This is a genomic window from Pseudomonas sp. RC10 (assembly GCF_038397775.1).
Classification (GTDB): domain Bacteria; phylum Pseudomonadota; class Gammaproteobacteria; order Pseudomonadales; family Pseudomonadaceae; genus Aquipseudomonas; species Aquipseudomonas bambusae.
This window is the reverse complement of record NZ_CP151650.1, coordinates 3,222,966-3,243,538: the sequence shown is the minus strand read 5'-3', so window position 1 is coordinate 3,243,538 and position 20,573 is coordinate 3,222,966. Positions and strand designations below refer to the sequence as shown.

General features: G+C 62.2%; 17 protein-coding genes. 4 read left to right on the top strand and 13 right to left on the bottom strand.

Annotated elements, in window-relative coordinates; all coding sequences use genetic code 11:
• Window positions 1–67 precede the first annotated feature (67 nt).
• The gene (locus tag AAEO81_RS14970; RefSeq protein WP_341964354.1) at window positions 68–913 is read left to right on the top strand and encodes an NAD-dependent protein deacetylase; all 846 of its coding nucleotides are present in this window, start codon (window positions 68–70) and stop codon (window positions 911–913) included.
• A 6-nt stretch (window positions 914–919) separates the two neighbouring features.
• On the opposite strand, the gene AAEO81_RS14965 is transcribed toward AAEO81_RS14970, so the two are convergent.
• The 4 genes from AAEO81_RS14965 to AAEO81_RS14950 form a co-directional block, all read right to left on the bottom strand.
• Window positions 920–2,068, bottom strand: coding sequence for an MFS transporter (locus AAEO81_RS14965; RefSeq protein ID WP_341964353.1), 1,149 nt, complete (start codon window positions 2,066–2,068; stop codon window positions 920–922).
• 155 nt (window positions 2,069–2,223) lie between these two features.
• On the bottom strand, window positions 2,224–4,293 hold the full coding sequence (gene treS, locus AAEO81_RS14960; protein ID WP_341964352.1) for a maltose alpha-D-glucosyltransferase: 2,070 nt from the start codon (window positions 4,291–4,293) through the stop codon (window positions 2,224–2,226).
• A gap of 159 nt (window positions 4,294–4,452) precedes the next feature.
• Entirely contained in the window at window positions 4,453–5,100 is a 648-nt protein-coding gene (locus AAEO81_RS14955; RefSeq protein WP_341964351.1) for a LysE family transporter, read from the bottom strand.
• A gap of 233 nt (window positions 5,101–5,333) precedes the next feature.
• Window positions 5,334–5,774, bottom strand: coding sequence for a carboxymuconolactone decarboxylase family protein (locus tag AAEO81_RS14950; protein ID WP_341964350.1), 441 nt, complete (start codon window positions 5,772–5,774; stop codon window positions 5,334–5,336).
• A 204-nt stretch (window positions 5,775–5,978) separates the two neighbouring features.
• Here AAEO81_RS14950 and AAEO81_RS14945 point away from each other — a divergent pair, with 204 nt between their 5' ends.
• A complete protein-coding gene (locus tag AAEO81_RS14945) occupies window positions 5,979–7,433 on the top strand; it encodes a PLP-dependent aminotransferase family protein (RefSeq protein ID WP_341964349.1) in 1,455 nt (484 codons plus the stop codon).
• Window positions 7,434–7,484: 51 nt separating this feature from the next.
• On the opposite strand, the gene AAEO81_RS14940 is transcribed toward AAEO81_RS14945, so the two are convergent.
• Complete coding sequence (locus AAEO81_RS14940; protein WP_341964348.1) at window positions 7,485–7,925, bottom strand: carboxymuconolactone decarboxylase family protein; 441 nt, start codon at window positions 7,923–7,925, stop codon at window positions 7,485–7,487.
• A 366-nt stretch (window positions 7,926–8,291) separates the two neighbouring features.
• Here AAEO81_RS14940 and AAEO81_RS14935 point away from each other — a divergent pair, with 366 nt between their 5' ends.
• Window positions 8,292–9,875 (top strand): aldehyde dehydrogenase (NADP(+)), encoded by a 1,584-nt coding sequence (locus tag AAEO81_RS14935; RefSeq protein WP_341964346.1) that lies wholly within the window; start codon window positions 8,292–8,294, stop codon window positions 9,873–9,875.
• Between the two features lie 295 nt (window positions 9,876–10,170).
• On the top strand, window positions 10,171–10,512 hold the full coding sequence (locus AAEO81_RS14930; RefSeq protein WP_341964344.1) for an FKBP-type peptidyl-prolyl cis-trans isomerase: 342 nt from the start codon (window positions 10,171–10,173) through the stop codon (window positions 10,510–10,512).
• 134 nt (window positions 10,513–10,646) lie between these two features.
• Here AAEO81_RS14930 and AAEO81_RS14925 read toward each other — a convergent pair whose 3' ends face one another.
• The 8 genes from AAEO81_RS14925 to AAEO81_RS14890 all read right to left on the bottom strand — a co-directional run bounded on the left by AAEO81_RS14925 (window position 10,647) and on the right by AAEO81_RS14890 (window position 20,573).
• A complete protein-coding gene (locus AAEO81_RS14925; RefSeq protein WP_166598087.1) occupies window positions 10,647–13,040 on the bottom strand; it encodes a hybrid sensor histidine kinase/response regulator in 2,394 nt (797 codons plus the stop codon).
• Window positions 13,041–13,119: 79 nt separating this feature from the next.
• Window positions 13,120–13,581: a response regulator gene (locus tag AAEO81_RS14920; RefSeq protein WP_341964341.1), complete on the bottom strand. Its 462-nt coding sequence runs from the start codon at window positions 13,579–13,581 to the stop codon at window positions 13,120–13,122.
• 19 nt (window positions 13,582–13,600) lie between these two features.
• Entirely contained in the window at window positions 13,601–15,856 is a 2,256-nt protein-coding gene (locus AAEO81_RS14915; protein WP_341964339.1) for an ATP-binding protein, read from the bottom strand.
• A 151-nt stretch (window positions 15,857–16,007) separates the two neighbouring features.
• Window positions 16,008–17,948, bottom strand: a complete 1,941-nt coding sequence (locus tag AAEO81_RS14910) for a response regulator (RefSeq protein WP_341964338.1) — start codon at window positions 17,946–17,948, stop codon at window positions 16,008–16,010.
• Window positions 17,938–18,813 (bottom strand): ATP-binding protein, encoded by an 876-nt coding sequence (locus tag AAEO81_RS14905; RefSeq protein WP_166598083.1) that lies wholly within the window; start codon window positions 18,811–18,813, stop codon window positions 17,938–17,940. The genes AAEO81_RS14910 and AAEO81_RS14905 overlap by 11 nt, the downstream gene beginning before the upstream one ends.
• Window positions 18,806–19,819, bottom strand: coding sequence for an ATP-binding protein (locus tag AAEO81_RS14900; protein WP_341964337.1), 1,014 nt, complete (start codon window positions 19,817–19,819; stop codon window positions 18,806–18,808). The genes AAEO81_RS14905 and AAEO81_RS14900 overlap by 8 nt, the downstream gene beginning before the upstream one ends.
• Window positions 19,810–20,214 carry an anti-sigma regulatory factor gene (locus AAEO81_RS14895; RefSeq protein ID WP_166598081.1) on the bottom strand — a complete coding sequence of 135 codons (405 nt, stop codon included), beginning with the start codon at window positions 20,212–20,214 and terminating at the stop codon, window positions 19,810–19,812. Before AAEO81_RS14895 ends, AAEO81_RS14900 begins: the two co-directional genes overlap by 10 nt.
• Complete coding sequence (locus AAEO81_RS14890) at window positions 20,211–20,573, bottom strand: STAS domain-containing protein (protein WP_062381930.1); 363 nt, start codon at window positions 20,571–20,573, stop codon at window positions 20,211–20,213. Before AAEO81_RS14890 ends, AAEO81_RS14895 begins: the two co-directional genes overlap by 4 nt.

Below are 20,573 nucleotides of genomic sequence, written 5' to 3'. Positions count from 1 at the left end.
TTGCGTGTCACCCCGTGCCCACCTCGTTTAGTATCAGCCCACCCGCCACGCTCACGAGGCCCCGCGCATGTTCGATACGCCTGCCCTTTCCCACCTCGAATCCCTCCTGCACTGGATGAACGGACGTTCGTTCACGGTATTGACGGGCGCAGGCATCAGCACCTCGTCCGGAATCCCCGATTACCGTGACAGCGAAGGCGTGCGACGGGGTCGGCAGCCGATGATGTTTCAGGAATTCCTCAACGCCCCCGAAGCGCGCCGCCGGTATTGGGCGCGGGCCATGCTCGGGTGGCCACGTGTTCGCGCTGCACACCCGAACGCGGCTCACGGAGCACTGGCGGCGTTGCAACAACATGATCTCATTCGGGGCGTGATTACCCAGAACGTCGACACGCTGCACGATCAGGCGGGCAGTCATGACGTGATCGAACTGCACGGCAGCCTGCACTGGGTGCTGTGTCTGGATTGCCGTCAGCGCACCGAACGCGACGTGATTCAGCTGACGTTACTGGAGCAGAACCCCTACCTGGCCGGTGTCGATGCGGTTCAGGCCCCGGATGGCGACACCTTGCTCGACCCCGCCTTTGAAGAACGCTTTCAGGTGCCCCACTGCCCTCATTGCGGCGGCGAACGCATGAAGCCGGACGTGGTGTTTTTCGGCGAGAACGTTGCGCCGCCCACGGCGGGCAAGGCCATGGACCGGGTGGAGACCTCAGACGGTTTACTGGTGGTGGGGTCGTCGCTGATGGCTTTTTCGGCGTTTCGACTGTGTCGGCGCATCGTCGAGCAAGGCAAACCGCTGATCGCCATCAACCTTGGCAAGACCCGGGCGGACGACGCGCTGGATGCGAAGATCGAAGCGTCCTGTGAAGTGCTGCTGCCCGAACTGGCGCAGCGGCTCATCGCGCATTGAACCGGGTCAGCCCTTGGCCAATGCCCGCGCGCTGAGCACCTGCGCCAACAGCAACGTGCCGACGCACAACAGCGCGTCGCGCAAGCCGATGAAGTGCGCGGCAAAGCCGATCAGTGCCGGCCCCAGCAGAATCCCGCAATAACCGACTCCGGTGATGACCGCGATGCCCAACCCGGCGGGCATCGCTGTTTGCGCACCGACGATGGAACAGTAAACCGGGAACGTGTTGGACAAACCCAGACCGATCAACGCAAAGCCGAGCAAGAACAGCGGCCACGGTTGTAACAGCACCGCCATGGCAAAACCGAGCATGACCAGCAGGCCGCCGCCGATCAGCAGTTTCACGGCACCGAAGCGCTTTCTCAGGGCATCGCCGGAAAACCGGCCCGCTGCCATGGCAAGCGAAAACACTGCGTAAGCGCCCCCCGCGACCGACAGGTCAATCTGATGAGCACGGTTGAGAAACACTGCGCTCCAGTCAAGAATCGCGCCTTCCACCAGCAACGCAATGAAGCACAGCAGGCCGATGATCAGCACCTTCACCGTCGGCCATGAGAAAGGCGTCGAAGGGTCGTCCGCGCTGAACGGCAGCAAGTGTCGGGCCTGGCTCAGCAACGTGCCCGCGACAATGACCACCATCACCGACACGGCGAATAACGGCGACGCGCCACGCCACAGCATCAACCCCATGGACCCCGCACTGACGATCCCGCCCAGACTGAACAGCCCGTGAAACCCTGACATCAGCGGGCGCCGATGATCCTGTTCCACCATCAGTCCTTGCACGTTCATCGCCACGTCGATACTGCCCAACCCCGCCCCGAAAACCGCCAAGGCCAGGGCGAGCGTAGTGAACGACGACAGCGTGGCAAGCAGCGGCAACATGCTGCAAATCAAGGCCCCGCCGATCAGCGCCACGAAGCGGCAGCCCTTGCGCGTGGTCAAGGCGCCTGCCAATGGCATCGCCAGCATCGAACCTACGCCGAAGCACAGCAACAGCAACCCCAATTCGGCCTCTTCCAGCCCCGCACGGTCCCGGGCAAACGGCACCAACGGCGCCCACGCCCCAAGCGCCATGCCGGACAGCAGAAACGTCAGGCGGTAGCTCCAGAGGTGAATGAGGGTCGGGGTGTGGGTGGGTTGAGCGATGGACAAGGGAAGTTTCCAGAATATTGAGGGCAGTTCACGTTGTGGGAGACGCCGGAGGTTACGACGGCAGCGAAAGCGGTGGATCAGTCACAGACAAACTGCCTGACAGTCCGCTTCGCCGCCGTCGTAACCTCCGGCGTCCCCCACAGGGTTCGCAGCGTTTACATCATCGGCGCCACCATGCTCACGACCCGCAACGCGAGACCTTCGTAAGCATCCAGCGTAATGGTGAATTCACCCTCCTCGGTCAAATCACCCTCGACCCGCTCGTTGATGATGTCCACCACCGGCCCCGGTGCGATGCCCGGCAGGTGCAGGGTTTCTACGATGGATTCGGCGCTGAAGTTGAGCGCGGTGATCTGCGTGCCTTTCCCGGCGGGCAGTTCGTGGACCATGATCAGCAGGCCCGGGTGGTCGACGTCAGGGATCAGAATCTGGCGACTGGCGGCGATGTCGTAGGCGCGGCGAACCGCGAGGATTTTCTTCAACTGCGAGGCGAACGAGTCCGGCCGTTGCAGCTGTTCGACCAGGCTGCCGTATAGAGCGGTCGGACGCGGCATGCCGCCCGCCGAGGTTTCAGCGCTGGGGTCCAGGTCCACCAGATCGTAGGCGCCGCGATGAATCCAGCGGGTGTCGCCATCGCCCATCAGGTGCGCGACCTGCTCGGCGGGCAGCGGCAGCGCCCCCACCAAATCCCAGCCCGACAGCGCAAACACCCCCGGCTGCATGGCGTTGAACATCACCAGCAACAGGTGGATGTGCTGAATCTTGTTCACGTCGTCGGCGGTGATGGTGTCCAACTCACGAATGCCCAGTGCCGCTGTGATGATGCTTGCGGTGGTGCACGACACGCCATTGGTCACGAACTTGAGGTTGTACGGCGCGTGTTCGCCAGCGAGGCGTTCATACATCTCCTCGCGAATGTGCTCGCGCAGGATATTGCCGGGAAAGGTCTGGCCCATGTACAGGTATTGATCGTGGGCATGCAGCGTCCAGAAATGCACCAGCTCCAGGGTCAGCTCGTCGTGGTTCTGCAAGGCGTGGATCAGCGACGCGGGATCGATCCCGAAGTCATGGACCTGGCGCAGCATGAGCCGCAAAAACTCGGTGCGGCCGGTCAGCAGCGCGTGCTGGTAGGCCGGACGTGTGATGAAGTCGTAGGACAGGTCGGCGCCGCCGTGGGACATGGCAGCAATGTCGTCGATGGTCAGGTTCAGCTCCTGAAAACTGAAGCCCCCGGCCTTGCGGATCGCGCCCGCCAGCAACTGGTTGCCGGTAATCGCCAGCGGATGGCTTTCCGACCACGCGGTACCATCGGCCTTGCGCTCGACGCCAAGGAAGCCGTTGGCGTCGAGACGCAACACCCGCGCGCCCATCACGTCGATGGCATGCAGCGCGTCGCCGATGATCATCTGTTGCGCGGCGAAGCTCGGGTCCAGCCAGTTCAGTGAAGGCTGACCTTCCTTGAAATAATGCAAATACACCCAGCGCCGGTCTTTGCCGTCCACGCCGGTGATGACCGGTGTGGTGCTCCAGTCGGTTTCCTTGACCCCCGGCTCGAAGAAGATCACCCGCTGCAACTGACCGACGATGTAATGCTTGTCGCGCAAGGCATCCACGGTCGCGGGCGGCAGGTTGATGGCGTCGCGCCCAGCGGGGACGTCGGGCAGCAGCGACCAGTCTTCTTCTTTGATCTCGACCATGTGGTACAGGCCGGGATATTCCTCGTAGGCCAGCTCAGCCAGACGGAAATCCGCGCCTTTGCCGGTGTGGGACGGGATCACGTCATCGACGATCACCGCGTTGTGCGCGGCGGCGATGCGGCTGAGGCTGAGAAACTGCGCGTCAGTGCCCAGTTCGGCATCGACCTCGAAGCTGATGCGGTCGAAATTGCCGTCGATGCTTGGGGTTTTCTGCCGCCCCTTGAGGCCACCGGAGGCTTTGAGCGGACCGTTGTGGATGCCTTGAATCCCAATCTCGGACAAGGCGTGCCAGAGCTTTTCATCCCCCAGTGCTTCCAGCACCGAGCCGCCTTCACGGGTGATGATCGACGCCGGGTAGGCGGTGAACCACACCGACGCAATCGCTGAAGCGTCCCGAGGGCGGGCCTGGGCGTAAGGCCGTTGCCAGAGCCGCCCCTGGCCGCCATAGAGCTTGGCGCGTTGTTGTGCGGCGTTGAGCATCGATTGCTCAACCAGCCATTCCACGTACTGCTTGTCCGGTGTGGTCATAGGGTCCAGGGTTCCGTCTTCAAAGGGATTTGGAGAGGTCGTCCCACACGCTCAAACGCGCGGCTGGGGACGATCCTGTCTACGCCGTTGCTTATGTCTATGAGCGCCCATGGACGTAAACGTTCGGTGTTTGAAGAACGGAAGGCGCCTCGGTTCGGCTTACCCCCGCGCCGCGTTGACGATGAATTCGTGATACCCGGACACGATCACGAACACCGCGAAGTAACAGAAGATCGCCGCCGACACCCAGTACGAGTATTTCAGCAGCCGATCCCCCAACAATCGCCCGCCATGGCTCGCCGCGAAGCAGATGAACACGCACCAGGCCACGCCCGCGCTGAAAAAACCGGACAGAAAAAACGCGGTGCTGAGGGTGCCGTGTCCGCCCGCCCGCGAGATCAGCGTCCCGCCCACTGCCGCGAACCAGAGAATGGCCGTGGGCGACGACACCGCAAGAAACACCCCTCGCGAAAACTCCCTCAACCCAGAGCGATTGTCCGCCTCCCCGGCCACGGCCAGGCCACCGTGGCTGGACAACGCGGCAATCACCATCTTCACCGCGAAGCCGATCAACAGCACCGAACCGCCGAGCCATAACCCCCAGCGCACCCATTCGTATCGCAACAGCACGGTCATGCCCGCCAGCGCCAGAATGGCGTAGAACAGATCACCGAAACAGGTGCCCAGCCCCAACCAGAACCCTTGCAGATAACCGCGTTGCATCGCCAGCGTGATCATCGCGATGTTGGCCACGCCAATGTCCAGGCACAACGAAAGGCTCAGCAAAAAGCCACTGGTGAACTCCATGTGTGATATCCGTCCGGCTGCATTTGAAAGGGGGTAAAAAAAGCAGCACGCAGGATAGCGGGATTGAGCGGGTTTGCCGATGGCGGGGTTATCGCAGAACTGGACTTCGCGCACGTACTTCGTGGGAGCCGGCTTGCTGGCAAAAGCGGTCTGTCAGCCACCCATGTGTCGCCGACACGCCGCATTCGCCAGCAAGCCGGCTCCTACAAAGGACAAAAGCGCCAACGCCGGGATCAGGCAGACGGCCCCTTGCGAAAGCCCACGGCCATGCGATTCCAGCAGTTGATGGTGGCGATTCCCACTGTCAGGTCCACCCGCTCCCGCTCCGAGAAATGGGCGCACAACGCGTCGTACAACGCCGCCGGTGGCCCTTCCGGCGCCAGCAGGGTCACCGCCTCGCACCATGCCAGCGCTGCGCGTTCTCGCAAGGTGAACACGTCCGATGTGCGCCAGACCACCAGCGCGTGCAAACGTCGCGGCTGTTCGCCGTTGAGGCGGGCTTCGGTGGCGTGCATGTCGGCGCAGAACGCACAGTCGTTGAGCTGCGAGACGCGCAACTTGATCAGCTCCATCAGCGGTCTTTCAATGCAAAGGTCGAAATTGGCCGCTTCCAGCAGGATGAGCGCTTTGAGCGCTGCCGGGGATGCGGTGTAGTAGTCCAGACGAAGCGCCATGGGAGCTCACGGTTTCTCAATGATCACGGCCTCCAGCCTAAGGGGTGGCGCGGACGCACGCGACGTCCAATCCCGAAGGTTTTCACCGCACCATTGCGCATCGATCAGGAGACCAATTGCCGGTTTTTTCGCTGCGCAGCTATACCGCTTCCTCGCCCGCTGACTAGAATTCCAGATCGTGGACGCTGAGCCAGGGAGCCGTGCGTGGAACTTCACATCGTCATTCAAGGCCGCAAGGACCTGGCGAATCAGCTGTACCAGCAACTGCGCGACAGCATCGAATCCGGGCGCCTGGCCGCCGGGGTCCAACTGCCTCCGAGCCGCCTGCTTGCGGCGCAATTGGGGTTGTCCCGCAAGACCATTTCCGACACCTATAGCCGACTGACCTACGAAAACTTTCTGGTGGGCAAGATTGGCAGCGGGACCTTCGTCAACACCCTGAGCGCTCAACCCCAACGCAGCTCGATTCGCTCGGACCTCGCCAGTCAAAAGGTGGTGAGAAAGTGGCAGGACATCTCCCTTCCCCTGCGACACCCCACGCTTGAAGGCACCTTGCGTTGCGACTTCATCGGTGGCGCCACGGCCAAGACCCAATTCCCCCATGACGACTGGCGACGCTGCACCCAGTACGCCTTACGGCAAATGTCCCAGGCACGAGGTTTCTACAGCCAGCCGGAAGGCGTCGCGCCGCTGCGTCACGCCATCGCCGGACACATCGCGTTTGCCCGTGGCGTGAAATGCAGCGCCGAAGACGTGGTGGTGTGCAACGGCGCGCAGCAGGCGCTGGACCTGATTGCCCGCGTATTGATCGAGCCCGGTTGCACTGTGGCCATGGAAGATCCGGGCTACACCCCGGCTCGGCTGCTGTTCGCGGCACAAGGCGCGAATGTGGTCAGCGTGCCGGTGGACGAGGAAGGGATCATCGTCGACGGCATTCCCGAGAACGCCCACGTGATCTACGTCACCCCGTCTCACCAGATGCCCCTGGGCATGCCCATGAGTGTGGCGCGTCGGGAAGCTTTGCTTGAGAAAGCCAGCCGTATCGGCGCGATCATCATAGAGGACGATTACGACAGCGAGTTTCGCTACGAAGGGCGCCCGACGGATTCGTTGCAGAGCATGGATCGGTTCGGTGTCGTGGCGTACGTCGGCACCTTTTCCAAAACCCTTTTGCCCGAGCTGCGGTTGGGCTATGCGGTGCTGCCGAGCGCCATTCTGGAGGCCGTGATCAAGGCCAAACAACTGACCGACTGGCACACCAGCACCCTGCCCCAATGGGCGCTGGCCAAGTTCATCAGCGAGGGGCTGCTGAACAAACACATCCGCCGCTGTCACGGGATCTATGCCGGGCGTCGCGAGCGGATACTGGCGCGACTGGCGGGCGACCTGTCGCCCTGGCTGGAAGCGATTCCGTGCACGGCGGGCTTTCACATGGCAGTGATGTTCAAGGTGCCGATCAACCTGCGACTGTTGGTGGAGTTGGCGCGCAAGGTCGAGATCGGGCTGTACCCGCTGACCGGTTTCTATCACAGCGCCCCAACCCGGGATGGCCTGATGCTGGGGTTTGGTGCCATCGAAACCCTCGACATCGACCCGGCGCTGGACCGGTTGCGGGATGTTCTGGAACAGATTGCCTGGCAGTCCTGCACGGCTCGTTGATGCTCCGCTTTTGTAGGAGGGCGCGTGTCGTCAGTCGTGGTTCGAATGGGATCAGTGTGCGGGGCGCGTGGTGAAACTCAGCGTCAGCCGATTCCAGCTGTTCACCGTGGAAATCAACAGTGTCAGGTCCACTCGTTCGGCTTCGCTGAAGCGCTGCGACAGTTGGTCATAATCGGCGTCGGGGGCGTGGCTCGCAGCGATTCGGGTGATGCACTCGGCCCAGTTCAACGCCGCCTGTTCGCGGTCGCTGAACAAGGGAGATTCACGCCACACCGCCACGGTGTAGAGCCTGCGCTCGGACTCTCCTTGCAGACTCGCCTCATGGACGTAGCGATCCACCGATGCCGCGCAGCCGTTGAGCTGTGAGACCCGCAGTTTCACCAACGCCACCAACGACGGTTCCAGGGGCAAATGACTCACAGCCTGCTCCACGGCTTGCAGGGTCTTCATGGCCGTGGGTGATGCCTGATGAATATCGGTTCGTGACGGCATGTCGATGCTCGGAATCGTGGGCAGATGGCGAGGTTATGCGTTGGACGCTGCAGGTAAAACGGCCAATTTGGTGAAAGCTCAGGGGGCCATTGTCGGCGGAACCCGCAGGATCGCCGCGGTCGGCAAGTCGAACTGCAAGGCATGGCAGCACGCCGCGGTCTCGCGCACATGCCCAATCTCCTGTGGGTGTCGGCATCCAACCGGAATCGCCCCTTCCCTTGCGGCCACAAAAATGCAGTTGTATGATGACTGTCAACTTGCGATGACCCGTCACGCATTATCGGCGGCACGCATCACGCACTTTTACCGATTCCTCGTCAGACACCTTGTCCGACCGTTTCGACCCAACAATAACAGGAGAAGCAGATGCCTAATGTTCTCGGCCAGAACTTCATCGGCGGCGCCCGCAGCGGCCTCGGCGAAGCACGCCACAAGAGTCTGGATGCCACTACTGGCGACGCCCTGCCTTACGCGTTCCATCAGGCCACGGACGGTGAAATCGACGCCGCCGCCCTCGCTGCCAAAGACGCTTTTCTCGAATACCGCCAGTTGAGCCCCGCTCGCCGCGCTGAATTCCTCGACGCCATTGCCGACGAGCTGGATGCATTGGGCGATGACTTCGTCGCACTGGTCTGCCAGGAAACCGCATTGCCTGCGGGCCGTATTCAGGGCGAGCGCGGTCGTACCAGCGGCCAGATGCGTCTGTTTGCCAAAGTCCTGCGTCGCGGCGACTTCCTCGGCGCGCGTATTGACCAGGCCCTGCCGGATCGCAAACCGCTGCCTCGCGTCGACCTGCGCCAGCTGCGCATCGGCGTCGGCCCGATCGCTGTCTTCGGTGCCAGCAACTTCCCGTTGGCCTTCTCCACTGCCGGTGGCGACACTGCTTCTGCATTGGCGGCCGGCTGCCCGGTGGTCGTCAAGGCCCACAGCGGCCACATGGCGACCGCTGATCTGGTCGGCCAGGCCATCGTGCGTGCCGCCGAGAAAACCGGCATGCCGAAAGGCGTGTTCAACATGATTTTCGGCAGCGGCGTTGGCGAAGGTCTGGTCAAGCACCCGGCGATTCAGGGCGTGGGTTTCACCGGTTCGCTGCACGGCGGCACGGCTTTGTGCAAACTGGCCGCCGAGCGTCCACAGCCGATTCCGGTGTTCGCCGAAATGTCGAGCATCAACCCGGTGGTCTTGTTGCCTGGCGCTCTGACAGCCCGTGGCGCGACCATCGCCGGTGAGCTGGCGGCGTCCGTCGTGCTGGGCGCAGGCCAGTTCTGCACCAACCCGGGCGTGGTCATCGGCATTCGCTCCCCTGCCCTGACGGCGTTCACCGAACAGTTGAAAGAGCACATGGGTGGCCAGGCGCCACAGACCATGCTCAACGAAGGCGGTTTGCGCAGCTACGGCAAGGGCGTGCAGAAACTGCTGGCGCACCCGAGCGTCACGCACCTGGCGGGCAAACCGCAGGAAGGTCGTCAGGCGCAGCCGCAGCTGTTCAAGGCGGACGTGAGCATGCTGCTCAACGGTGACGAACTGCTGCAGGAAGAAGTTTTCGGCCCGACGACGCTGCTGATCGAAGTGGCGGATGACGCCGAACTGAAAGCGGCGCTGCAAGCGTTGCGCGGCCAACTGACCGCTACGCTGATCGGCGAAACCGCTGACCTGCAGAAATACCAATGGCTGGTGCCGGTGCTGGAAGAGAAAGTCGGCCGCATCCTGGTCAACGGCTACCCAACCGGTGTGGAAGTGTCTGATGCGATGGTCCACGGTGGCCCGTTCCCGGCTACTTCCGACGCGCGGGGCACCTCCGTCGGCACCCTGGCCATCGACCGCTTCCTGCGTCCGGTCTGCTACCAGAACTACCCGGACAGCCTGCTCCCGGCCGCGCTGCAAAACGCCAACCCACTGGGCCTCAAGCGCTTGGTGAATGGCGAGTGGAGCAGCGACGTCATCGCCTGATGATGGCTTGATCCGCTGATCGAAAGCGGCGCGTCCCTCGCAGGACGCGCCGTTTTTTTATGCCCCCCCAAAGGGTCATCCGGGGGGAGTTGAACGCGTGTCCGCAAATCCGTCCTCTGTGGGAGCGAATGTATTCGCGAATAATCTTCCAGACGATAGACAGGTGTCGGATGTACCGCCCTCTCGCGAATGAATTCGCTCCCACAGTGAACCCCGTCGCGCTGATGAATATTGCCAGCCATGCACCACGCCATTAGCATCCCCCGCCTGCTTCGGTTTCTACGAGAAAGACACCATGAACGACGAACTCCAGATCATCGACCTGCAAGAAGGCACCGGCAAAGTGGCGGTCAAGGGGGCGCTGATCACCACGCAATACACTGGCACGCTCGAAGACGGGACCGTGTTCGATTCCTCCTGGGAACGGGGCAAGCCGTTTCAGTGCGTGATCGGCACAGGTCGGGTCATCAAGGGCTGGGACATCGGGATCATGGGGATGAAAGTCGGCGGCAAGCGCAAGTTGCGGGTGCCGTCCCGTTTGGGTTACGGCGAACGCAGCATGGGAGCGCACATCACGCCGCATTCGAATCTGATTTTCGAGATTGAGTTGCTGGAAGTGCTGACGCGGGATGATTGAAACCCGCCGCTCCGACGATCAATAACTTTTTACCTGACACGCCGCATGACCAGATTTTGCTGCCGCTTCGCGACAGATCGCGAGCAAGCTACGCTCCCACGGCCTGCGGCCAGAAGCAGGTCGCGGGTTGCGTTCTACGACGCCACGCCCGCCCCGTTCTTCGTCAACACATTCGCCAACTTGCGCGCCAGCTCTTCTTCCTTGTAAGGCTTCTGCACGATCAGCTGCTGATCGACGTCAAGGATGTCGATGTCGGCGAACCCGGTGATGAACATGATCGGCAGCCCCGGATGGTCGCGCCTCACGATCTCGGCCAGTTCGGCGCCGGTCATGTTGGGCATGGCGAAGTCGGTCAGCACCAGCTCGATGCCGCTGTCGATTTTCTTCAGCGCTTCATCGCCATTTTCCGCTTCGACGACCGAATACCCCAGCGAACTGAGCATCATGGCGGTCACCGAACGCACTTCGGGATCGTCGTCCACCAGCAGGATCGTGCGATGCAGGTCGTCGGCGTCGGCGTGGCCCGGCATGTCCGACACGCTGACCATCGGTATCGCGGTACGAGCGATGCTCGGCAAGAACACCTTGATCGTGGTCCCGGCGTTTTCGGCGGTGTCGATGCTCACGCCACCCCCGGATTGCTTGGCGAAACCGAACACCTGCGCCAACCCCAAACCGGACCCTTTGCCCACCGCCTTGGTGGTGAAGAACGGTTCGAAGGCCTTGGCCAGCACTTCTTCACTCATGCCACAGCCGGAGTCGCTGACCGACAGCACCACGTAAGCGCCGGGGTCCGGGTCTTCGGGGCGTTGCGGCAGGCGGTAGACGATCTCGTTCCAGGTGCTCAGGCGCAATTGCCCGCCCTGAGCCATGGCGTCCCGGGCGTTGATCGCGAGGTTGAGGATGATCATCTCTGTCTGCGTCGGGTCCACCAGCGCACTCCACAGGTCATCCGCCAGTTCGGTCTCCACCCAGACACTGCCGCCCAAGGCCCGGGCCAACAACTCGCGCATGCCGCCAATGGTGTCGTTGAGGTTCAGCGCCACCGGCTCCAGCCGCTGACGCCGCGAGAACGATAGCAACTGGCTTGTGAGCTTGGCGCCCCGCTCGCCCGCCGAGCGGATGTTTTGCAGGCGCTGGGGCGATTTGGTGAACACGCCTTTTTCCAGGTCGCGGGCGAGGAAATTGGCGCTGGTGAGGATCACCGTCAGCAGGTTGTTGAAGTCGTGGGCCACGCCCGCCGTCAACTGGCCCACCACCTCCAGACGCTGCATCTGCTGCAACGCCGCCTCGACGCGCTCGCGCTCACGGATCTGGTCACGCAAACGTTTGTTGGTGGCCGCCAGTTCATCGACCACCGCACGTTCGCTGGTGATGTCCCGCACGGCGGCATACATCAGGCCCTCGTCGGGCACGATGGTCCAGGACAGCCAGCGGAAACTGCCGTCGGCGTGGCGCATGCGATTGACGAAACGGGTGGTGACATTGCCTTGAGCAACGCTGGCGGTCTCGCGCAAGGTCGCTTCGAGGTCGTCGAGGTGAATCAGCTCGCCCAGCGATTGCGCGTGAAAATCGGCGCGGGTCCAACCCAGCGTCGCTTCCCAGGCAGGATTGAGCGCGATAGGCGTCATGTCGAAGCGCAGCACGCCAAGCAATTCCCGGGACAGTTCCCAGGTGCGGTCGCGTTCACGGGTGCGCTGGACCACGCGCTCACCGAGAATTTCATTAAGCTGATGCAGCGCCTGCGTCGCCTGCTTGCGTTCGCTGATGTCCTGCATCACCCCGGTGAAACGCACGCATTTACCGTCTTCGAACAGCGAGCGACCGTTGGAAAACACCCAACGCTCGGTGTCTCCCTCGACCAGCAAGCGGTGTTCGATCTGGAAGCCGGTATCGGCGGCAAGGGCTGCCATGACCTTACTTTGCAGCAGGTCGCGATCATCAGGGTGGCAGCGGGAAAACATGAACGCCATGCTCACCGGCGCGTCGGCTGGCACGTCGTAAAGCGCCTTGCAGCGCTCATCCCACAGGAGGGTCTCGGTACGCGGGTCGTAGGTCCAGACGCCCATTTCCGCCGCTTCGATGGCCAGATGAGCGCGGACTTCGGCATCCTGCAATGTGGCCTCGGCGCGCTGGCGTTTTTCCCGTTCGTGGACCTCGGAGACCGCACGAATCACGGCCTTGGGCAGCATTTTCAGGTTTTGCTTGAGCACGTAATCGATGGCGCCCATGCGCATCATCTCGACCGCGTGCTGTTCACCAAAAATGCCGGAAAGAAAAATGAAGGGCGTCTGCGGCGCAAGACGCAACGCGCTATTGAGCACTTCGGGCCCGGAGGAGCCAGGCAGCAGGTAATCGCTCAGGATCAGGTCGAAACGCCGGACCAGCAGTTCCCGCTCCACCTCCTGGTGGTTGTAGACCAGAGTGGCGTCGATTTTCAGCCCACTGCTTTCCAGCGTGAGCAGGGTCAGTTCGGCGTCGTGCGGACTGTCTTCAACCAGCAGCAGTTTGAGAAGCGATAGCGGCATGTATAGTCGTCGTGTATTGCGCAAAAAACCATCGCCGCCAGCATTTCGCGGGACAGATCAGGCCATGGGAACGGGTAAATCAAGACCCCGGACGGCGTGTCAGTCGCAGTGAGCCGGGCGGCGGCTCGTTGAGAACGGCCCAGAAAATCCCGAGATCAGAGATGGCTGAGACGAATTCCTTGAATTCGACCGGTTTGACCACGTAAGCGTTCACTCCCAACGCGTAGGCGCGTTGCAGATCGGGTTCTTCGCGGGACGAGGTCAGCATCACCACGGGAATGCTGCGCAACTCCTCGCTCTCGCGGATGGCCTTGAGCACTTCAAGACCGTCGAGTTTCGGCAGCTTCAGGTCCAGCAGCAGCACAGCAGGATTGCCGGCGACCCGATCACTGTAGGCATTGCGGCGGAAGAGATAGTCCAGTGCCTCGGCGCCATCGCGCAGGACGATCACTTCGTTGGCCAACTGGCTGCGCTCCAGCGCGACGAGGGTCAACTCCAGATCGTTGGGGTTGTCTTCTACCAGAAGAATGGGTTTCAACATTGGGCGTCTCCTCGGACACTCAAAGGGTTACAGAGAGGCTGCGCTTAGGTAGCGCAAAATAGAATGTGGCGCCCTGCCGAAGCTCGCCGTGCGCCCACACCGAACCGTCATGCCGTTCGATGATACGACGCACGCTCGCCAGGCCGATCCCCGTGCCTTCGAATTCTTCCATCCGGTGCAGCCGCTGGAACACGCCGAACAGTTTGCTGGCGTATTGCATGTCGAAACCCACACCGTTATCGCGGATATACACCACGACCTTGTCGTCTTCTTCGTAGCTGCCGATCTCGATCACCGCCGCACTCTGATTGCGGGTGTACTTGATGGCGTTGGACAGCAGGTTGCGCATCGCGAGATGCAGGAACGCCGCGTCGGCGATCACGACCGGCAAGGGCTCGGGAACGTGCCATTGCAGGTCACGGTCCTGGTAATCCGGCAGCATCTCGCGGCGGATCGCGTCGACCATCGCGTTCAGATCGACTTCCGAATAGCGCATCGCCGAACGGCCCATCTGCGAAAAGCTCAGCAGGTTGTCCACCAGCGTCCCGGCAAACCGCGCGGACTCACCGATGTTTTCCAGAAACCGCACGCCCCGCTCGGACAGCTTGCTGCCTTCGATGTCGCCCAGCAGCTCGGCGTACCCGGCGATATGCCGAAGCGGTGCCCGCAGGTCATGGGAAACGCTGTATGAAAAGGCTTCGAGTTCCTTGTTGGACTTTTTCAGTTCGTCCGCAAGTGCCGCCATTTCTTCGGCTTTCCGCAGCACGATGCCGAGCACAGCGGCCCGCAGTTCGACGACGCCTTCGGTGTCCAGCTCATCCCATGGACGGGAGAAGCCGCGCACGGTTTCCTGCCACAGCGCAAAGCTGTGACGAGGGCTCAAGGAGCCGCTGTCGCTGACGGATTTTTCCGGTTTGCCCGCCCAGTTCACCACGCGGGTCTGTTCCGGGCGGAACCAGATGATGTAGTTCGAATGCAGCTCGGAAATCGCCATGGCCAACACGCCGCTCACCGATTCGGCAAGTTTCGGCAGCTCTGGAATGTCACGACTCACATTGTCGGACTGGAAGAGATCGTGGGTGCCGCGCTTGCTCAGCCATTGGGTCAGGGCCTGGATCTGTTCGCGTTTCGGGGTTTCGCCGTAGACGTCCAGGGTCGATTCGGAAATCACTGCCGCCCCGCTCGCCTCAACGAATGCCAGCAGCACATCGGGCATGGCGCGCAAGCCGCCGATGACGCTGTCCAGATCGGCCATGGCCGCCAGCATCTGGACGATTTGCCGACGCAGAATGAGCATGCGTTGGTTCTTCGCCTGGGCTTCCTTGGTTTCGATCTGCAGAGACAGCACGCTGCCGAGCAATTCGCAGGCGGTGCGAGTCTGGAAACTCACGGCGCGAGGAGTCGAATGGTGACAGGAAATCAGGCCCCACAACTGGCCTCGCACCACGATGGAAATCGACATCGACGCCAGTGTCTGCATGTTGCGCATGTACTGCAAATGCACTGGCGAGACGCTGCGCAACGTGGCAAAACTCAAATCCAGCGGCGCACCGGTGACGGGGTTGTTGACCGGCACCAGCGGCGACGCTTGATAGTCGGCGTCTTCGATCACGCGAATGCGGTTGGCCAGGTACAACGCCCGCGCCTGAGCGGGAATGTCAGTGCCCGGAAAGCTCAGCCCGAGGTACCTCGGGTAGCCTTCATCGGCGACTTCGGCATTGACCAGCCCGTTACCGTCGGCATCGAATCGGTAGACCTTGACCCGACCGAAACCGGTGATGCGCTTGACCTCTGATACCGAACGCAGGCTCAGGGCTTCGATGGTCTCGGTCTCTTCCATCTGGCTGATGAACGTGCGCATCAGCGGATAGACGTTGCCGTAGGCCGAACCCATGTCGCTCGCAGGTTCGAATTCGGCGATGAGCACCCGGTCGTGGCGGTGCACCATCATCGCCGTCGGCTTGCCGGCACGGGAGCCTTCAAGGAAGGACACATCACCGACATGGAACGGGTTCTGGTCGTCTTCAGGCAGCGCGGCCAACCGGTCCAGCAGGCTCGGGCAATCATCGAAGACGCGGGTCAACGCCATGCCAATCAGGGATTCAGGCGCCATGCCCAGCCACGTGCTGACGTTGGCGCTGACCTGAACGATGGTCATCGCCGCTTCGTCGATCACCAGCAGAAAGCCCTGGGGCTGAATGCTGCCGGGAATCTGGATGGGTTCACGGGCGCAGTTGTCGATTGCGCTCTGGTGAAGTTCCGGACTAAGGGTCAAAACAGGTTCTCCTTCACCTTCCGCACAGATGCTCGACGAAGGTGGGCGCCAAACGGATAGCGTCTGACACTCAAATGAATTGGCGTAAACAGTAACAAAAATCTACACCGCATTGGTCGCTCGTTGCGAAAAACGGTGAAAAAACAACGCTTCACCCGTCCAGCATCGACCTCACTTTGCCGAGGAAGTCCACCAACTGAAACGGCTTGGTGATCATGTCCATGCCGTCTCCCAGAAAATGCTGCCGGTTCAGCGCATTCTCCGCATACCCCGTCATGAACAGCACCGGCACATTCGGCCGCCAACTGCGCAGCCGTTGAGCCAGTTCACGGCCGTTCATCTGTGGCATGCCGACGTCAGTCAGCAGCAGGTCGATGGACGGGTCGTGTTCAAGCAATTCCAGCGCCGTGGCAACGTCTGCCGCCTGTGTGCAGCGATACCCGGCGTCACTGAGGATTTCGTTGACAAACATGCGCACCGACGCCGTGTCCTCGACGATAAGGACATGCTCCCCTGCACCGAGTTCGGCGTTCTCGACGACCGCCGCGGGCTCCACGGTCTGATTCATCGCGGCGGGCAACATGAGCGTCACTTCGGTTCCGTGGCCGACCACGCTGCGAATATTGACGTCGCCGCCGGACTGCCGGGCAAAACCGTAAATAGTGGACAGCCCCAACCCGGTGCCCTCGCCGATGGGTTTAGTGGTGAAGAACGGATCGAACACCTTGTCGACCAAATGATGTTCGATACCCACGCCGTCGTCGCGCACGGTCAGCGCGATATAGGGCCCATCCGCCAGGCGCGAATTGCCTTGGGAATAGGCCTCGTAGGTGCTGATCCAGACGTTGCCGCCTTCCGGCAAGGCATCCCGGGCGTTGATCACCAAGTTCAGCACCGCGCTTTCGAGCTGCCCGGCATCGACCATCGCGACGGCACCGCGTGACGTCAGTTCAAGGGTCAGACCGATGCGCTTGCCGATGGTCCGACTGAGCAAGTCTTCGAGGGAGCGAACGTACTGATTGACGTCCGTCGGGCGCGTGTCGAGAGGTTGCTGGCGAGCGAAGGCCAACAGCCGATGGGTCAGGCTCGCCGCGCTTTTTGCCGAAGCCAGCGCGGCGTCGGCATAGGCCAGGACTTTTTCGGGCCGCTGGTCTTCGGTGCGCTTCTTGATCAGTTCCAGGCCGGTGACGATGCCCGTCAGAAGGTTATTGAAGTCGTGGGCGATGCCGCCGGTGAGCTTGCCGATGGCATCCATTTTCTGTGCTTGCAGCAATTGCGCTTCGGTGCGGGCGCGCTCGGCCACTTCGTGGGCCAATTGCGTGCTGACCGTGTCGAGTTTTTGCAGATGCGACTGCTCGCGACGCCGGTGTTCGGTCACGTCTTCAATGAACACCAGGCTCAAGCCTTCGACGCGGTACGGCGACACTTGCCACTCGGTCTCGCGCACATCGCCCTGCACGCGCATGCTCAGCACGCCTTTCCAGCGCTCATCGGCATTCAGCGCGTCCCGCAATCCGGCGATGGCCTGATCCTGATCGTCGGCGAAGCAGCTCAGCACGGCGTTTTGCGCCGAGCCGGTGGCGATCAAACGGGCGAACGCGTGGTTGCATTCGTGGACCTTCAGCTCGCCATCCATGACCGCAATGGGGGCCGAGACGTTGACGAAAATCTCGCGAAAACGGTCCTCGCTGTCACGCAGGGCAAATTCGGTGTCGCGCACCCGCAATAGCGTGCGCAGGGTCGCCAGCAGCACGTCCGGGTCCACCGGGTGGACGAGATAGGCGTCTGCCCCGGCTTCCAGCCCGGTGACGATGTCGCCGGTCTGGATCGAAGCTGCGGACACGTGCACCACCGGCAGCAACGCGGTGCGCGCCTCGCTGCGCAACTGCCGCACGATGTCGAAGCCGCTCATGTCCGGCAGGTTGACGTCGAGGATCAGCGCGTCCGGCACCTGGGCGGCGATCAGCGCCAGGCCTTCGGTGCCGGTGCCCGCCTCCGCCACGATAAAACCTTGTCGCTCCATGCGTCGGCGCAAGGCGTAACGGGTCGCGGCGTTGTCGTCGACGATCAACAGCCGGGTGTCAGCTTTCATCGCCGTGCTCCTGCGCCAGCGCCAACGGGATCACCACATAGAACGTCGAACCCACGCCCGGCTGGCTTTCCAGCCCCACGCGGCCGCCCAACAGCTCGGCAAAACGTTTGCACAGCGACAACCCCAGGCCGGTACCACGCAAGCGTTTTTGCAACGGTGAATCGACCTGGGCGAAATCTTCGAACAACGCGCCGTGCAGCTCCGACGGAATGCCGATACCGGTGTCGGTCACGGCGAAGCGCACTTCCCGCTCGCTTTCGAGGCGGGCAGACACACGCACTTCACCACGCTGAGTGAACTTCAATGAATTGGAAATGAAATTGCGCAGGATCTGCGCGAGCTTCTTGTCGTCGGTGTACAGCCTTGGCAGACCCACCGGCTCCTCGAAAATCAGGTCCACCGCCGAGGTGTCGACGATAGGCCGAAACATGCCACGCAGCGCTGAAAACAGGTCGAACATGTCGAACCAGGCGGGCGAAATACTGATCCGCCCCGCCTCGATCTTCGCCAGGTCAAGCAAGTCGTCGACCATGTCGCTCAACTCGCGGGCGGCCGTGCTGACGAAAGTCACTTGCTTGTGCTGTTCCGGGCTGAGCGGACCGTCGAGTTCGTCGCTCAGCAGGCTCGCGATGCTCAGGATCGAGCCCAGCGGCGTGCGGAACTCGTGGCTCATGTACGACAGAAAGCGGCTCTTGAGATCAGAGGCCTGACGCAATTGCTCGGCCTGGGTGTCCAGTTCGGCGTACAGGGCGAGCACGCCCTGATTGGTCTCATCCAGTTCAGCACGCAACGCGGCGGCCTCGTTGCGCACTTGCTTCAGTTCCGCTGACTCTTCGGGAGCGCCGTGGGCAGGGTTGTCAATCATCGAGCGTCTCCAGAGCCATCGCCAATACCGTTACATCATCCCTGCCGCGGCAGAAATCGCGGTGCAGCACCGCCGCGATAATGGCCGGGTGTCGATACATCAGACCCGGATAATCGCGAAGATTCCAACGCGATTGCAGGCCGTCGCTGTACATGATCAAAAGCTGTCCGGCGCTTTGAGGGTAGCCCACCGGCGGCACCTTCCGGTATTGCAGGCCGACGATGCCGGGGTGCGACGCCAGCCCTCGCGGTTTGTCCTCGCCAATCAGCGACGCGCCGATGTTGCCGATGCCAATGAAGCGCAGATGGTCCTGTGCTCCATCGAATTGCGCGATCGCAACGGCCCCGCCACGGGTTCCGCGCATCTCGTGGTGAATCTCCTCAAGAAGCAGGGTGGGATCGGCAAACGGTTCGCGGCCAAATGCGAGGGTACCCGCCGTCGCCGCGCTTTCAGCCTCCGGGCCGTGGCCAAGGCCATCGATTACCAGAATGCTGAGCTGCTGCCCTGTGATCGCCACTTCCCAGGCATCGCCACAGGCCGGGTCGTCGTGCAGCGAATGTTGGGAGACGCCGAGCCGCACGTCCTTGACGGTCGCCTGACGCGGGTAGAACCGGGTAAGCACCACTGTGCCCCGGTTGTCCGAATGCACATCGAACACCTGGGCCTGACGCAGCATGGCGCCGAGGCCGATGCCTTGGGTGCCCCGGGTGGAAAAGCCGTCAGCCATGCAGTCGTCAAGGGCGAAGCCTTGCCCTCTATCAATAGCGATGACTTCGACACCCGGCACAGCACCCGGCAGCGCACGCAGGTGCAGCTCGCCGTTGCTGGCGTGCTTTAGGATATTGCTGGCAACTTCCGTGACGACCAGCGCCACGCGACCGGAATCCGTGGCGTCGAAGCCCAGCTGTTCGGCGAGTTTTTGCGCGATGCGCCGCGCGTGCCCCACCTGACTCGTGTCTTCGATCGCCAACACGCGGGTCAGGCTGCTGTGCAGTCTCAGGTCCATTTACAGATCATCACCCGAGTGCCCGCGCCGGGCGCCGTGTCCAGCTCGAAATCGTCCACCAACCGTTTGGCGCCGGTCAGCCCGAGGCCAAGGCCACCGCCCGACGTCCAGCCGTCGGTCATCGCCAGTTTCAGGTCGGGAATGCCGGGGCCTTCGTCGCGAAAGGTCAACCTCAGGCCGGTGCGGGCGCCGTCTTCGACGATCTCCCAGTCCATGTCGCCGCCACCGCCGTAGACCATGGTGTTACGCGCCAGCTCGCTGACCGCCGTCACCAGTTTGGTCAGGTCGATCAGGCGCATGCCGCATTCCTGCGCCAGCTTGCGCGCCAGTTGCCGCGCCAGCACCACATCCTGTTCGATCTGAATGCCTTGGGTGCCGCTGCTGCGCACGCTCATTGGGAATAAGCCCGCTCGCGCAACAGCGTCATGCCGCGCTCGACATTGAGCGCCGTGCTCACACCCGGCAAGGTCATGCCCAGTTCCACCAGCGTGATCGCCACCGCAGGCTGCATGCCGACCAGCACGGTTTCGGCGTCCATGATGCGGGACAGGCCGGAAATCATGCCAATCATGCGCCCGATGAACGAATCGACCATGTCCAGCGCCGAAATGTCGATGAGCACGCCTCGGGCAGAGGTCTTGCTGATGCGCTCGGACAGATCGTCCTGGAGCGTCAGCGCCAATTGGTCGTGCATGTCCACTTGAATGGTGACCAGCAGGAAGTCACCCATTTGCAGAATCGGAATCCGCTCCAT